A 14,282-nucleotide genomic window follows, 5' to 3' on the forward strand; every position below is an offset into this window, starting at 1 on the left:
AGATTGATTTTTAGAGCTGGTTTCACGTGTGCTTACAGGTTTTCAATATAGCAATGTTTTTTAATTTACATATCTAAAAGATACGCAAATATAAGTGGGGCTACTATGGTCGCATCTGACTCGATAATGAACTTTGGTGTATCGATATCCAGCTTCCCCCAGGTGATCTTTTCGTTAGGAACCGCACCCGAGTAGGAACCGAAACTGGTGGTTGAGTCTGATATCTGGCAAAAGTAGCTCCAGAAAGGAATCTTCTCCATTTCCATATCCTGATAGAGCATGGGAACCACGCAGATAGGAAAGTCTCCGGCGATTCCTCCTCCGATCTGGAAGAAGCCAACTCCATTATCAGAGTTTTTGATGTACCAGTCTGACAGATAGGTCATATATTCGATCCCGCTTTTCACCGTTGAAGCTTTTAATTCGCCCTTAAGCACATACGAAGCGAATATATTACCCATGGTGCTGTCTTCCCATCCGGGTACAACGATCGGAAGATTTTTTTCTGCTGCTGCGTACATCCATGAATCTTTGAGGTCGATCTCATAATACTCTTCCAGTACACCTGACAACAGAAGTTTATACATGTATTCATGAGGCAGGTAACGCTCTCCGGCATCATCTGCATCCTTCCATATACGGTGTATGTGTTTTTGTAATCTTCTGAAAGCCTCTTCCTCGGGGATACAGGTGTCTGTAACCCTGTTCAGGCCTTTTTCCAGTAATTCCCATTCGTCCTGAGGAGTCAGATCCCTGTAATTAGGAACCCTTTTATAGTGAGAATGCGCTACCAGGTTCATGATGTCTTCTTCCAGGTTTGCACCTGTACAGGAAATAATTTGCACTTTATCCTGCCTGATCATTTCAGCCAGTATTTTTCCAAGCTCTCCTGTACTCATGGCTCCTGCCAGTGTGATCATCATCTTGGCACCACTATCCAGTTGCTGCTCATAAGCTTTGGCGGCATCGACCACCGTAGCGGCATTAAAATGGAGGAAGTATTTTTGAATGAACTCTGAGATAGCCCCTTTGTTATTCTTCTTCATCTTCTTGATTTTTTGCGTTTTGGTATTTGAATTTATAGGCGAGCATCTTATAATACAATTTAGCAGCCAGGAAGTCTGATGACTTGTCGATCTCATTAGGACAGAGCTCAACGATATCAAATCCGACTACCTGCTTCTTTTTGAATACCTTCTTCAGGTAATCCAGCATTTCGTACCACAACAAACCACCCGGCTCCGGGGTTCCGGTGGAGGGCAGAACAGAAGGGTCGAAGGCGTCAAGGTCGATCGTAATGAATACCTTGTCTGTCATCTGACTCAGGGAATCTTCCATCCATTCGTCATCTGTGGCAATATCGTGTGCAAAATAGGTCTGATCCTCGACCATATGTTCCAGTTCAGAGATATCCATGCTTCGAATACCCACCTGTATCAGTTTGGTTTTCTTACTCGCCTCATGAACTGCACAGGCATGGTTACAGCTGCTTCCTTCATATGATTCCCTCAGGTCTGCATGAGCATCGATCTGAAGAACGGTCAGGTCTTCAAAGCATTCATTGAAAGCTCTTATACTTCCTATGGAAATAGAATGTTCGCCTCCGAAAAGGGTGACAAACTTATCTTGCTTGATATAGTTTTTGGTGGTTTTATAAACCGCTTCGACCATTTTTTCCGGGCTGGAGTTCTCGGTAATGGCCGGTGCCAGGTAAACACCTTTACGGTAGGGTTCACTTCTGGTTTCTATATCGAAAAGCTCCATGTTTTCAGAAGCATCAAGAAAGGCCTGAGGACCTTTGTCAGAACCTTTTTGCCAGGTACTGGTTCCGTCGTACGGAACGGGTATAAGAACTACGTTAGCGTCGTCCAGGCGTGCATATTTCTCCGGTATGCCCGCATAGGTTGATTTATTCATTGTATCCTAAAATTTTTAAAAAGTCTTGAGCCGATTGTTGTTCGGCAAATAATTCGGTTGTCATATTTCCTTCTTCATCGCGATCGATCAGCACGTGTTTCGGCGAAGGTATCAGGCAGTGTTGAAGACCGCCAAAACCACCAATGGTTTCCTGGTAAGCGCCTGTATTGAAAAAGCCTATGTACAGAGGTTTGGTCTTTGAAAATCTGGGCAGGTAAATGGCGTTCATATTCTGCTCAGAGTTATAATAATCATCACTGTCGCAAGTCAAGCCTCCCAACAGAACCCTTTCGTATTCATCATTCCAGCGGTTTACGGCCAGCATGATGAATCTTTTGCTAATGGCCCAGCTGTCGGGCAGGGTGGTAATGAATGAAGAGTTTATCATATTCCATTTCTCACGGTCATTTTGCTGTTTCTGATAGAGCACCTGGTAGATGGCTCCTCCGCTTTCTCCCACGGTGAAGCTTCCGAATTCTGTAAAGATATTCGGCACATCCACGTCTGCCTCTTCACAGGCCACCTTGATCTGGTTGATGATCTCATCGATCATGTATTCGTAATCGTACTCGAAAGCCAGGGAATTCTTGATGGGAAAACCGCCTCCGATATTCAGTGAATCTAATGAAGGACTGACCTTTTTTAGTTGAATATAGACTTTAAGGCATTTCAATAATTCATTCCAGTAGTAGGCGGTGTCGCGAATCCCGGTATTTATGAAGAAATGCAGCATTTTCAGGTTTACCTTCTTGTTGTCTTTGATCTCTCTGTTGTAGAAGGGAACGATGTTTTTGTAACCTATGCCTAGTCTGCTGGTGTAGAATTCAAATTTTGGCTCTTCCTCTGAAGCGATTCTGATACCTATATTGTATTCTCCGTCTATGGCTTCGTTTAAAAGCGACAGTTCTTCGAAATTGTCGATAACCGGAATACAATTCTTGTGTGAGTTGTTGATAAGGTCGGCTATGTTCTGAATGTACTGATCGCGTTTGAATCCGTTACAGATGACATAATTATCCTTTGAAAGCTTGCCCTTGGCTATAAGGTGCTTTACGATGTCAATGTCAAAAGCAGAGGAAGTCTCTATATGGATGTCATTTTTTAAGGCTTCATTCAGCACATGTTCAAAATGAGAGCTCTTGGTACAATAGCAATAATGATATTCTCCCTTGTAATCATGTTTTTCCCTGGCATTCTTAAACCAGAATTTGGCACGCTTAATATTGTCTGAAATTTTAGGAAGATAGGTGAATTTCAGGGGAGCTCCGTATGTTTCTATAAGTTCCATAAGATCAATGCCATGAAAAGACAGGTTTTGATCTTTGAGGGTGAACTCCTCCTGAGGGAAATAATAGGTCTGATCGATCAGGTCGATATATTTGGTTTTCATCTAGGCGTTTTGTCTGTAATTAATTATTTAAGGCTTTATCTGTTACTTAAAGATTATAAAACCAGATTCAAATACGCAAATTTGATTGCAGCAGGATAGTATTCGGGCGGTATTTATTTAATAATTCAGAAGAAATATTTGGTAATCTCCGGTTTTCCGAATACGGAACAGAACACAGATACTTCTTCCAGATATAGGTGCTCCCGGACAATATGTTGAGGTTCACTTAGTCGAACAATGGAGTACAAAAATGAACAAAAAAAGAAATTTACCAAACAAAAAAATCAATTATTATAATATTCTAATGATTTAATTATCAGGTCTTTATCTGCAGTCCTGTCCAGAACGGGTTTTCCGATTTCCTCCAAAAGCACAAAATTTATTTTTCCCTTTTCATTCTTTTTATCAAAACGAAGAAGATTCAGGATCTCAGGGTAGGCAGCTTCGGGTATTTCGGTTTTACCGAAATAATCAGTTATCACGCGGGTAATTTCTTCAAGTCGGGCTTGGGGAAGGCCGCAGATTTCGTTTGAAAGAAAGGCTTCTGTTATCATTCCGATAGCCACTGCTTCGCCATGGAGCAGGGTGTTGAGATCTTTAGACTCGAGAAAATAGGTTTCAATGGCATGCCCAAGGGTGTGCCCGAAATTAAGGATTTTACGAAGGCCTGATTCTCTGGGATCTTCTTTTACCACCTCATTCTTCAGTGTAACTGAATGATGTATAAGGCCGGCCAGATCATCTGTGGTGAGTTTATTCATTTGGCAGAGTGTCTCCCAGTAGGCAGGGTCTTTGATCAGTCCGTGCTTCAACATTTCAGCCAGTCCGCTTCTCAGTTGTTCCTGCGGAAGGGTTTCCAGGTAATTCACATCGACAAGTACGCTCAGAGGGTCCAGAATCACACCTACCTGATTCTTCAGTCCTCCCAGATCGACTCCGGTCTTTCCCCCCACAGAGGCATCAACCATGGCCAGAAGACTGGTAGGGATGTTAATAAAGTCGATTCCTCTCATATAAGTGGCTGCCACAAACCCCCCAAGATCGGTTACTACCCCGCCACCGAGATTGATCATGACCGATTTGCGGTCTGCACCCAGATCTGAAAGGCTTTGCCATACACCTGCGCAGGTTTCAAGTTGCTTGTTTTCTTCTCCCGCAGGTATTTCGATAACCTCGACGGGCAGCTCAGTCTGCAGCCTGGCCAGAAAATAAGACAAGCAGTGTTCATGAGTGTTTTCATCAACCAGAACAAACAGGCCTGAATACCTCTTAGCCGATAGTAAGCTGCTTAATTCAGCATAGATATCTTCGTTGAAAAATACGTGATAAGTCCCGGCATCGATTGGCTTCAGCATAAGAAACGGCTTGTTAATATTAAAAGCAAAATAACGGGAAATTGAATTAAAAAAACAGTTTTTCAAATACTATATTTGCGAAACATTTGAAGTTGACTATGGAAAAGATCTTTAATAACACCAAGGTCGCTTTCGAGTTGAAAAGCGACTCTGAACTGGAAAGAGCCTACTTTTTATTTCGCATGATCGCCAACCAGCCTCTGGTGCGAATCGGTACGGCTATGACCAATTTTGCCATCAAAGCGAATCTTCCCGTAGAGGGATTGATCAGGGCTACCGTTTTCGATCATTTCTGCGGAGGGGTCAATGAAAAGGATTGTATGACCGTAGTCGACAAAATGTACGATACCGGCGTTTGTTCTGTGTTGGACTATTCTGTGGAAGGAAAGGAAACCGATGAGCAGTTCGATAAGGTTACCGAAAGATCCCTGAAAATACTTGATTTCGTTAAGGAGAAGAACGCCATACCTTTTGCGGTGTTCAAGCCTACTGCAGTAGGAAGATTCAAGCTTTATCAGAAGGTGGGAGACGGGGTGAACCTGACTGCTGAAGAGCAGGCAGAGTGGCAGCGCATCATCAACCGTTTTGACAGGATTTGTAAAAAGGCACACGATCTGGACCTGGCCCTGCTGATCGATTCAGAAGAGAGCTGGATGCAGGATGCCGCCGATATGGTGGTGGAGCAGATGATGCGTATTTACAATAAAAAGAAGGCCGTGGTGTGGAATACCCTGCAGTTATACCGTTGGGATCGTCTGGACTATTTCAAGGAGTTATTGGAGCGGGCTAAAAAAGATGACTTTTACGTCGGAATGAAGCTGGTACGCGGGGCTTATATGGAAAAGGAGATCGCCAGGGCAGAGGAGAAGGGGTATCCCAGTCCTATTTGTGCCTCAAAGCAGGATACAGACAGAAACTTCAACAGCACCATATTATATTTAATGGATAATCTCGACCGTGTTCGGGTTTTTCTGGGTACACATAACGAAGACAGTACCTATTATATGATGGAGCTTATGGAGCAAAAGGGGATCGCCAAGAACGATGACCGTATCTGGTTCGGACAGCTCTATGGAATGAGCGATCATATCACCTTCAACCTGGCAGCACAGGGCTATAATGTTTCAAAATATCTTCCCTTCGGGCCGGTGAAAGACGTTATGCCATATCTGATTCGCAGGGCTGAGGAAAATACATCTGTTGCAGGTCAGACCAGCAGGGAGCTCAGTTTGCTCACTGAGGAAAGACGAAGAAGAAAACTCCCCTGAAAACAGGGAGAATTACTTTTCTTTCGGGATAAGTTGAAGGGTTTTAAGAACTGATACCGAGTCGCAGCGATCAACAGTAATGGCCACTTCGGCTTCATCGAGATTTCCTTCGATATAATATTCTTTACAGGGTTTGTCTTCGGTATTGCTTTTAGAGAAATCAACCGTACCATTTTGGAGTATGGCTTGTATATCTTCTTTGCTCACACGACTCAGCTGCATCAGTTTCTCGAATTCATCTGAATAGGTCAACTCGTTGGCGCGAATATCTTTTAATACCCGACAATTCGGGAAATAGCAGAATTCTGTATTCTTTCCTTTAAAAAAATAAGCAAGGAAGATAATTCCCAGGGAAAGTCCGATTAAATAGAAACCGATTTTTTTGAGTAATGGCATTTTAAAAGATCAATAGGTTGATATCCCGGTATGAAAGACTGAACCAGTCTGCTACCGATTTACTGGTTAGTATCCCGTGGTAAAAGTAGAGGCCGTTGCGCAAGCCTTTATCAAATCTGAGGGAATGTTCCAGGCCACCGTCTTCTCCGATTTTCAGAAGGTAAGGGGTGAAAATATTGCTGATAGATACAGAGGCTGAACGGGCATAACGGGCAGGAATGTTGGGTACACAGTAATGAATGACCCCGCTCTTCACGAATGTAGGATTGTCGTGGGTTGTTATCTCGCTCGTTTCAATACAGCCACCCATATCGATACTTACATCGATGAGAACGGCCCCTTTCTTCATGTGGTCGACCATGGCCTCTGTGACGATAACAGGAGCTCTTTCGATCCCTCTTACGGCTCCGATAAGAACATCGCAGCGTTTGAGAGCTTTGAGTAATACTTTTGGCTGAAGGGTTGAAGTATAAAGTATTCTGTTCAGGTTGGCTTGCAGCTTACGTAGGCGTGTGATCGAATTATCAAAAACCTTCACGCTGGCTCCAAGACCGATGGCAGAGCGGGCAGCAAATTCGCCCACGGTGCCTGCGCCCAGAATCACGACATCGACTGGAGGAACCCCTGTAATGTTTCCAAACATCAGTCCGTTACCGCTGTTGGCATTGGTCATCAGCTCGGCTGCGATAAGAACCGATGCGGTTCCGGCGATCTCGCTCAGGGCTCTTACGGCTGGGTAGTTCCCGTCGTCGTCTTTTATAAACTCGAAAGCAAGCGCGGTAATGCGCTTATTGGCGAGCATTTCGAAATATTTTTTGCTGCGTGTCTTTATCTGCAGGGCAGAGATCAGGATTGATTGCGGATTGATCAGTTCAAGTTCCTGCAGGGAAGGGGGTTCAACCTTCAAAATGATCGGACAGGAAAATACTTTTTTGGTATCGGAGGTGATCTCGGCGCCGGCTTCGCTATAGTCTGAATCGCTGTAATTCGCACCTTCTCCGGCTTTTGATTCTACGATAACTCTGTGGCCGTGTGCGGTCAGAGCGTTGACCGCATCAGGAGTGAGGCAGACGCGGCTCTCCTGGAAAGATATCTCCTTCGGAAGGCCGATGAATAGTTCACCCTTTTGTTTGAGTACCTCGAGGGTTTCTTCCTGGGGAATTAATTCCTGTTTGGTGAACGGTGAATTCGGGTATGACATGGAATTCGGTTAAAAACCCTAAAGGTAGCGAAAGTTTTAAGAATTGTAAAGACTAGCTTCTTGCTTGAGTTCTTTTTCCTTCTCTTCATATTCTTCCAGCTCTCGTTCGATCTTCTTAAGGTCGATCCCGTGAACTACTTTGTCAAACAATTTTATTCGTATGAAGTAGACAATAGGTATTACCACCATCATTATAGGTATGATGTAATAGAGTTCCACCTCATCAACATAATCTATATCCTCATTTATAACCGAGATTGTTTGAAAAATATACATAGCAATTGGTATAAGTAGAACATGATACCACCAATGTTTACAGGTTACAAACCATATTATAAGAAGGTATAGTGGGACAAACTTCCCAAGAAAAACCCACATAAAAACCAGTACACTTCCATTATAATTACTTGTAATAGAAAAAAAAGGGGTTTCCCAAGTTTTTGAATTAGGGAAACTTTCGTAAGCGTAAAAGAGATAGGGAGAAAGGGCAATTAGAAGGGCAACTATACTTCCCAGCCATAAGGACTTATAGCCCTGTTCTCTCAAATTGAAAGGTAGGTGATTCATTTGTCTAAAATTTGGGCGCTGCTATTATACAAATAAATGTATTATTTAGTTTCTAAATATACTTTTATTCAGTTTAAAAACCAAAAAATCGGACAAATGGTCAAAATAGCCATTAGTCCGATTATAAACGTTATTCGGATGTATCTAGAAGGTTATCCGTTAGTCGGAACTTTTATTTGACTTCTATCTATTCCAGTTGGATTGATATATAAACTATCTTCATCAGCTACGCTGTTGGGAGAACAAGAAGTTACAGTTAATCCAAGAGTGAAAACTGCGGCTAAGGCGATAAAGATTTTTTTAGTAGACATGATAGTATTAGTTTTTTGGTTTTCAGTTGATCAAACATAAGCCAAAAAAAAATACGGACAATAAAAACCTTTGTCGTATATTAGTAAGTTTTTTAATACACAACGATTTGAGGCACTAGTCTAACGGTTCCCAAAGTACCGATTCAATCGATCTTCAATTCTCTTTTACCGTTTAACTGCTTATTTATTTCGACAAAGGTAACATTTTCCGGTAAAACTTCCATAATCCGTTCCGGCCACTCGATCAGGCACCAGGCGCCACTATCGAGATACTCATCTAACCCTATAGCATATGCTTCCTCGATATCTTCCAGTCGGTAGAGGTCAAAATGATAGATCGGACCATCTTTTCCGGCATATTCATTCACCAGGGAAAAAGTAGGGCTCGAAACCACGTCATCACTGCCTAAGTTTTTAACGATTGCCTTGATCAGAGTGGTTTTACCCGCGCCAAGGTTTCCCTTAAAAGCGATTAATTTGTTTTCTGACTTATTAAGGATGTGTTTAGCGACTTTTTCCGTTTCGTTCAAATCGTATTTCATAACTATAAAAATAATGTACAATGTTTTAGCGATGTTTTCTTTGACCGATTTAAATCATCCATTGGATAATTCTTTTTGGCTAAAGGTGGTGTTATTTGGGTTAATTCTCCGAAAAAATGATTATTAATATCGAAAGTTTCCTTGACTCTATTTTATTTAATAGAACGCAAAATTGCTTAGCTTTTTTAAAATCTTCAATTGGGAATATGATATTCCACCGATGTTTTTCTGACCAATTTAGGAATGAAGCAAAAATCATTGACTTGTTTTTTCACTGCATAAATTCTCTATTTACTTATTATCTTCTATGTTAGCCAACTTCATAAAACATTTTTATGAGAATTATGGAAAATTATTAAAATGGAGGCTTATTTTTGAAAATATTAAAAGTGTAGTCCCAAGCTATATTGTATTCCATGAGTAATAATTTCACTAGCCGTAAAAAGATATGGTTTTTTGACCTGCTGATCGTATTCTCCATCCTATTTCTGTCTTATCTTCCGTATTTACATGTATATGTGCCAGATGTTCCTGAGTTGGAAATTTTTGGTCTTGATGTGAAGATTTACTTTTGGGAAACTTTCCTCGTCTGGGCCTACGTAGCATCGGTCAGGCTTGTCTTAATGCTTCTTTCTTCTATCTGGTTTATTACCAACAACCGTTGGTGGGGGTATGGATTATTGGTTCCCGTTTCAGTACTTGCCTATCAGTTTTGTACGGTGATTTCAGAAGGGTTCAATTTGAAAATCACTAACATGGAATTAGTTCTTAGTTCGCTGGCATATTCTGCTGTATTGATATTTATACGATACAAGTTAAAATATAATTCGAAAAGCGTGATGCAAAAGTTTTATATACACGCAGATAATATTTTTCATATTCCTTTTCAAAAACTATCTTGGGTTACAAGAGGTGGTGAGAAGGAATCAGATAAAGATCTTAATGTCCTAGTGGCGGAATTGGAAGATATTAATGCACGATTTGATAAAAATAGAGAGTACAACGGTAATGCTTTCGTAAAGAACAAAAGAAATTATCGCATTGTACTCTTTGTCCTACTTATAACATCTCCTTTATTCCTCTACGTCTTTCGCTTGTTTCCTGAAGAAGGAAATACAGTTCAAATATTTGGATACGATTTTACAGCTGAAAGTTACCTGTTTGTGCAGGCATTCGTATGGCTTTTATTCCAGAAACTTTATTTAGTATTTTTTTTAAGTGCATGGTTTTTGGTCGAGAGGCATTGGTGGAAATATGCCATATTACTTCCGATAAGTTTTGGGGTTTTTGAAGCGATTGAGATTGCGTTTCCTTCCCCAGATGGTAGAATCAATGAAGATGAATATTTATTAGCATTCCCAGTAATCATATTAGTAATTGTCATTCTGATCTTTACCTCTTATAAATTAAAAGGCTATTTTGAGATAGGGAATTATAAAGAGCTGATCGAAAGTCGTATTACCAAGTTGATTGCTAAAATTTCCGGTTTTAAAAAAATGCATGGTTTTAAAATGGAATTTGAAACCATCAAAAGGCTAAAATCTGAATTAAATGAGGATGAATATCTTGCAGCCCTACATCTTTTTAAAAAGAAGCTTTTAAAAGCTGCAAAAGAATAAAGAATAAAAAGGCAGCCAGTTAGGCTGCCTGTATATTTTTGTTGGGGAAACTGCCTGCATCGATAGTAATAAACACAGGTCTTTGGCATTAATTCATAAAGATTAGCAACGCTGCTAGCTGTCCTTTTCAGTATCGTCGATCTCGTTCTGAATTTTACGTATCAGCGCCTTGAGCTCCTCATCTTTGTGAGCTTTGATCTTTTCATCTATCATCGCCTCGATCTCTTTTAAAGAATAGTCTTTCGGACTTTTTTCTGCTTCGTCGACGCCAAACATGTTACCGCGTCCGGTGACGATCCAGTTGATATTCACAAAAGGATATTTTTCCACGATCCGTTCAAGAATATCACTCCCGACTGAAGCATTATTCTTTTTCATGCGCAGGGTATAACCGTTTGAAGCGCCTATCGACATATCGAACTGACGGGCACTCATTCCAAGAGATTTGATAATAGAGAAAATTCGGTCAATTGCTTTAGCCATATTAATTTTTTAAAAAGTTTTTTTCAAAAATAGAAAAAAATCTATATACTTGTAAAGCCAAATCTATTTTATTTTTAAACTAATTAACCTACTTATGCCAATCTTACATCTTGATTTAGAAAACTTCAACGGAAAGAAGCTGCTTTTCGTGCTGACTCTGGAAGAGTATCACGAGCAGGATTACATCACTTTTTTTATCGACAATAGCGATGATCTCTGGTTTCAGGACCGTACCGGACTGCAACCCATCGAAGAATTATCGGCCATTGGGATAATAGCCCTTTACGAGGCGCTTCCTGAAGAGGTGAAGACCACCCCGCAATATGTACACGTGCCCATGCTGGACCTGGTCGAAGATTACCTGAAGATCACCTTCGGTAAGGGAATCACTCACAAGCGATAGGGCAATAACTTATCGCGGCTCCAGTACCGCAAAAGGAATGATCATTTCCTCCAGTGAAATACCACCATGCTGATAGGTATTCTTGTAATAGCTTACATAGTGGTTGTAATTATTGGGATAAGCGAAAAAGAACTCGTTCCTGGCAAAAATATAGGAACTGCTCACATTGATAGTGGGGAGGTAGATGTCTTTTGGCCTTTTTACTGCATAGACCTCTTTTTCCTCAAATGTCAGACTACGCCCTGTCTTATATCTCAGGTTCAGGCTGGTATCGCGGTCTCCGACTACTTTTGAAGGGTTTTTTACATTGATGGTTCCATGATCTGTGGTGATCAACAAACGGAAACCGAGCCGCTGCGCTTGCTGTATGATCTCCAGTAAGGGTGAATTTTTGAACCAGCTCAGGGTTAAAGAACGGTAGGCCTTATCATTCGAAGCCAATTCTTTTACCACCTCCATTTCGGTCTTGCTGTGTGATAGCATATCTACAAAATTATAGACCAAAACAGTCAGATCATTGTTTTGCTGAGAAGCGAAATTCGAGGCAAGATGCCTGCCGGATTTGAGGCTCGATATTTTATGATATTCCCATTTGAGATCAAGCCCGAGTCTTCTGATCTGATTCCTTAAAAAGGCTTCTTCATTCAGGTTTTTTCCTCCTTCATCGGTATCATTCTTCCAGAGCTCAGGATATAATCGTTCCATTTCCGAAGGCATCAGTCCTGAAAAAATGGCGTTTCTGGCATATTGGGTCGCTGTAGGCAGAATACTGTAATACGGCGCCTCCTTGGTCTTTCGATAATAGGTGCCCACGGTCTTTTCAAGAACTCTCCATTGATCGAAGCGAAGGTTGTCTATGACCACCAGCAACACGGGGCCCTCCTTTTTGACTTCAGGCAGTATCAGGTCTTTAAAAAGGGTATGAGACATGGTCGGTGGCTCGTCACTATCGAACCAGTCCTTATAGTTCTTCTCGATGAATTTCCCGAACTGCGAGTTCGCCTCGGTTTTTTGAGATTCCAAGATTTCCATCATGCCTGCATCTTCAATTTCCTCTAACGCGATCTCCCAGTAGATCAACTTTTGATAGAGGTCAGCCCACTCATCGTAAGTGTTTACCATAGCGAGATCCATGGCGATCTTTCTGAATTCCTGCTGGTAGCTGGAGGTGGTTTTTTCTGAGATCAGCCTGGAATGGTCCAGGTTCTTTTTAAGGCTTAAAAGAATCTGGTGCGGATTTACGGGTTTGATCAGGTAGTCAGCGATCTTCGATCCGATGGCCTCTTCCATGATATATTCTTCCTCGCTTTTGGTGATCATTACCACGGGAAGGTTGGGCTTTTTTGTCTTGATCTCAGACAAGGCTTCCAGCCCGCTGATCCCCGGCATATTCTCGTCGAGAAATACGATGTCGTAATTCTTGTCATCGACGGCTTCGATTGCTTCCGTGCCGCTTTTGCAGGTGTCGACCGCGTATTGCTTCTTTTCCAGAAAGAGTATGTGTGGTTTCAGTAAGTCGATTTCGTCGTCTACCCAAAGTATCTTAATCTCATTCATTCGATTGCTTTATATTTGTATACCTTATTATAATTTAATCGAAGCGCTTGAAGTCTACCAATAAATTAAAAATATTTAACGATCCAATTTACGGTTTTATTACCATTCCCAACTCTTTAATCTTTGACCTGATCGAGCATCCTTATTTCCAGAGATTGCGAAGAATCTCGCAGATGGGGTTGTCTTACATGGTCTATCCGGGAGCTCACCATACCAGGTTTCATCATGCACTCGGTTGTATGCATCTGATGCAGAAGGCCATACAGGTGCTTCGTTTTAAGAGAGTTCCTATTTCTGCGGAAGAGGAAAACGGATTACTGATCGCTATCTTGCTTCATGACATCGGGCATGGTCCGTTCTCACACGCGATGGAGCACAGTATTGTGGAAGGGATCTCCCATGAAGATATTTCCCTGAAGTTCATGGAAAGCCTGAACAAGGAATTCGATGGCGCCTTATCGATGGCAATAACCATTTTTAAAGGTGAACATCCGCGTAACTTCTTCAGGCAGCTTATCTCAGGTCAGCTGGATATGGATCGTATCGATTACCTGAAAAGAGATAGTTTTTATACAGGTGTTTCAGAAGGAAACATCAACAGTGAGCGTATCATCACCATGTTAAATGTAGTCGATGATGAACTGGTGGTGGAAGAAAAAGGTATTTATTCGGTAGAGAAGTTTCTTGTTGCCCGAAGATTGATGTATTGGCAGGTTTACCTGCATAAGACCGGACTGGTGGCAGAGCAGCTGCTTATAAGGATGTTGAAGAGAGCGAAAGAACTGCATCAGAATGATCAACGACTCAGCGCTGGAAGGGCGCTTACGTACTTCATGGATCACCGTATTGATCCTGACCATTTCGATGAAAATACCCTTAACCGCTTTGCTCAACTCGATGACATAGATATTATTTCAGCTATGAAAGAGTGGCAGTACGATGACGATTTCATATTATCACATCTCAGCAAAATGCTTTTAAACAGAGACCTGCTGAAGATACAGATCAAGAAAAAGCCTGTTTCAGATAAGAAGATCGAAAAGCATGTGAAAGAATTCATGGATAAACACGGGGTAGACGAGCAAACAGCCCGCTATTTCGTTTTTGAGGGTGAAATCGCCAACCAGGCCTATAGCATTGAAAAACAGAATATTCATATACTTACCAAGAATCGCAAAATGATCGACGTTGCCAAAGCTTCAGACCAATTTAATCTGGAAGCGCTCTCACGGCCGGTAACGAAATATTACATTTGCCATCCCAAATAATATGG

The 14,282-nt window shown here is 41.5% G+C and carries 15 protein-coding genes; 4 read left to right on the forward strand and 11 right to left on the reverse strand.

Annotation, left to right across the window (positions count from 1 at the left end):
• Positions 1 to 65 precede the first annotated feature (65 nt).
• The 4 genes from K7R10_RS00620 to aroB form a co-directional block, all read right to left on the reverse strand.
• A complete protein-coding gene (locus K7R10_RS00620) occupies positions 66 to 1,046 on the reverse strand; it encodes a deoxyhypusine synthase family protein (protein ID WP_224482739.1) in 981 nt (326 codons plus the stop codon).
• The gene (speB, locus tag K7R10_RS00625; RefSeq protein WP_224482740.1) at positions 1,033 to 1,917 is read right to left on the reverse strand and encodes an agmatinase; all 885 of its coding nucleotides are present in this window, start codon (positions 1,915 to 1,917) and stop codon (positions 1,033 to 1,035) included. Before speB ends, K7R10_RS00620 begins: the two co-directional genes overlap by 14 nt.
• A complete protein-coding gene (locus K7R10_RS00630; protein ID WP_224482741.1) occupies positions 1,910 to 3,307 on the reverse strand; it encodes a type III PLP-dependent enzyme domain-containing protein in 1,398 nt (465 codons plus the stop codon). Before K7R10_RS00630 ends, speB begins: the two co-directional genes overlap by 8 nt.
• Before the next feature lie 284 nt (positions 3,308 to 3,591).
• Complete coding sequence (gene aroB / locus K7R10_RS00635) at positions 3,592 to 4,662, reverse strand: 3-dehydroquinate synthase (RefSeq protein ID WP_224482742.1); 1,071 nt, start codon at positions 4,660 to 4,662, stop codon at positions 3,592 to 3,594.
• A 98-nt stretch (positions 4,663 to 4,760) separates the two neighbouring features.
• Between aroB and K7R10_RS00640 the strand changes: the two genes are divergently transcribed.
• Positions 4,761 to 5,930: a proline dehydrogenase family protein gene (locus K7R10_RS00640; RefSeq protein WP_224482743.1), complete on the forward strand. Its 1,170-nt coding sequence runs from the start codon at positions 4,761 to 4,763 to the stop codon at positions 5,928 to 5,930.
• A 12-nt stretch (positions 5,931 to 5,942) separates the two neighbouring features.
• Here K7R10_RS00640 and K7R10_RS00645 read toward each other — a convergent pair whose 3' ends face one another.
• From K7R10_RS00645 to tsaE, 5 genes are all read right to left on the reverse strand, one after another.
• Positions 5,943 to 6,326: a DUF4258 domain-containing protein gene (locus K7R10_RS00645; protein WP_224482744.1), complete on the reverse strand. Its 384-nt coding sequence runs from the start codon at positions 6,324 to 6,326 to the stop codon at positions 5,943 to 5,945.
• 1 nt (position 6,327) lies between these two features.
• A complete protein-coding gene (locus K7R10_RS00650) occupies positions 6,328 to 7,527 on the reverse strand; it encodes an alanine dehydrogenase (RefSeq protein WP_224482745.1) in 1,200 nt (399 codons plus the stop codon).
• Positions 7,528 to 7,563: 36 nt separating this feature from the next.
• Positions 7,564 to 8,094 (reverse strand): hypothetical protein, encoded by a 531-nt coding sequence (locus tag K7R10_RS00655; protein WP_224482746.1) that lies wholly within the window; start codon positions 8,092 to 8,094, stop codon positions 7,564 to 7,566.
• Positions 8,095 to 8,246: 152 nt separating this feature from the next.
• A complete protein-coding gene (locus K7R10_RS00660) occupies positions 8,247 to 8,405 on the reverse strand; it encodes a hypothetical protein (RefSeq protein ID WP_224482747.1) in 159 nt (52 codons plus the stop codon).
• Between the two features lie 143 nt (positions 8,406 to 8,548).
• Positions 8,549 to 8,947 carry a tRNA (adenosine(37)-N6)-threonylcarbamoyltransferase complex ATPase subunit type 1 TsaE gene (tsaE, locus tag K7R10_RS00665; protein WP_224482748.1) on the reverse strand — a complete coding sequence of 133 codons (399 nt, stop codon included), beginning with the start codon at positions 8,945 to 8,947 and terminating at the stop codon, positions 8,549 to 8,551.
• Between the two features lie 416 nt (positions 8,948 to 9,363).
• Between tsaE and K7R10_RS00670 the strand changes: the two genes are divergently transcribed.
• Positions 9,364 to 10,566 (forward strand): hypothetical protein, encoded by a 1,203-nt coding sequence (locus K7R10_RS00670; protein ID WP_224482749.1) that lies wholly within the window; start codon positions 9,364 to 9,366, stop codon positions 10,564 to 10,566.
• 114 nt (positions 10,567 to 10,680) lie between these two features.
• On the opposite strand, the gene K7R10_RS00675 is transcribed toward K7R10_RS00670, so the two are convergent.
• Entirely contained in the window at positions 10,681 to 11,049 is a 369-nt protein-coding gene (locus tag K7R10_RS00675; RefSeq protein ID WP_224482750.1) for a hypothetical protein, read from the reverse strand.
• A 94-nt stretch (positions 11,050 to 11,143) separates the two neighbouring features.
• Here K7R10_RS00675 and K7R10_RS00680 point away from each other — a divergent pair, with 94 nt between their 5' ends.
• Complete coding sequence (locus K7R10_RS00680; RefSeq protein WP_224482751.1) at positions 11,144 to 11,452, forward strand: hypothetical protein; 309 nt, start codon at positions 11,144 to 11,146, stop codon at positions 11,450 to 11,452.
• A gap of 9 nt (positions 11,453 to 11,461) precedes the next feature.
• Here K7R10_RS00680 and porX read toward each other — a convergent pair whose 3' ends face one another.
• Positions 11,462 to 13,009 carry a T9SS response regulator signal transducer PorX gene (porX, locus tag K7R10_RS00685; protein ID WP_224482752.1) on the reverse strand — a complete coding sequence of 516 codons (1,548 nt, stop codon included), beginning with the start codon at positions 13,007 to 13,009 and terminating at the stop codon, positions 11,462 to 11,464.
• A 47-nt stretch (positions 13,010 to 13,056) separates the two neighbouring features.
• Here porX and K7R10_RS00690 point away from each other — a divergent pair, with 47 nt between their 5' ends.
• Positions 13,057 to 14,277 (forward strand): HD domain-containing protein, encoded by a 1,221-nt coding sequence (locus K7R10_RS00690; RefSeq protein WP_224482753.1) that lies wholly within the window; start codon positions 13,057 to 13,059, stop codon positions 14,275 to 14,277.
• The last annotated feature ends 5 nt before the right edge of the window (positions 14,278 to 14,282 follow it).

The sequence above is a fragment of the Robertkochia aurantiaca genome (genome assembly GCF_020166495.1).
In the GTDB taxonomy this organism is placed as follows: domain Bacteria; phylum Bacteroidota; class Bacteroidia; order Flavobacteriales; family Flavobacteriaceae; genus Robertkochia; species Robertkochia aurantiaca.

Bases quoted from the DNA above. Each gene is read 5' to 3' on its own strand.
- K7R10_RS00680 (WP_224482751.1), top strand. From the start codon at position 11,144: ATGCCAATCTTACATCTTGATTTAGAAAACTTCAACGGAAAGAAGCTG.
- K7R10_RS00630 (WP_224482741.1), bottom strand. From the start codon at position 3,307: ATGAAAACCAAATATATCGACCTGATCGATCAGACCTATTATTTCCCT.
- K7R10_RS00645 (WP_224482744.1), bottom strand. From the start codon at position 6,326: ATGCCATTACTCAAAAAAATCGGTTTCTATTTAATCGGACTTTCCCTG.
- K7R10_RS00660 (WP_224482747.1), bottom strand. From the start codon at position 8,405: ATGTCTACTAAAAAAATCTTTATCGCCTTAGCCGCAGTTTTCACTCTT.
- K7R10_RS00640 (WP_224482743.1), top strand. From the start codon at position 4,761: ATGGAAAAGATCTTTAATAACACCAAGGTCGCTTTCGAGTTGAAAAGC.
- K7R10_RS00650 (WP_224482745.1), bottom strand. From the start codon at position 7,527: ATGTCATACCCGAATTCACCGTTCACCAAACAGGAATTAATTCCCCAG.
- K7R10_RS00670 (WP_224482749.1), top strand. From the start codon at position 9,364: ATGAGTAATAATTTCACTAGCCGTAAAAAGATATGGTTTTTTGACCTG.
- K7R10_RS00655 (WP_224482746.1), bottom strand. From the start codon at position 8,094: ATGAATCACCTACCTTTCAATTTGAGAGAACAGGGCTATAAGTCCTTA.
- K7R10_RS00620 (WP_224482739.1), bottom strand. From the start codon at position 1,046: ATGAAGAAGAATAACAAAGGGGCTATCTCAGAGTTCATTCAAAAATAC.
- K7R10_RS00675 (WP_224482750.1), bottom strand. From the start codon at position 11,049: ATGGCTAAAGCAATTGACCGAATTTTCTCTATTATCAAATCTCTTGGA.
- aroB (WP_224482742.1), bottom strand. From the start codon at position 4,662: ATGCTGAAGCCAATCGATGCCGGGACTTATCACGTATTTTTCAACGAA.
- speB (WP_224482740.1), bottom strand. From the start codon at position 1,917: ATGAATAAATCAACCTATGCGGGCATACCGGAGAAATATGCACGCCTG.
- tsaE (WP_224482748.1), bottom strand. From the start codon at position 8,947: ATGAAATACGATTTGAACGAAACGGAAAAAGTCGCTAAACACATCCTT.
- porX (WP_224482752.1), bottom strand. From the start codon at position 13,009: ATGAATGAGATTAAGATACTTTGGGTAGACGACGAAATCGACTTACTG.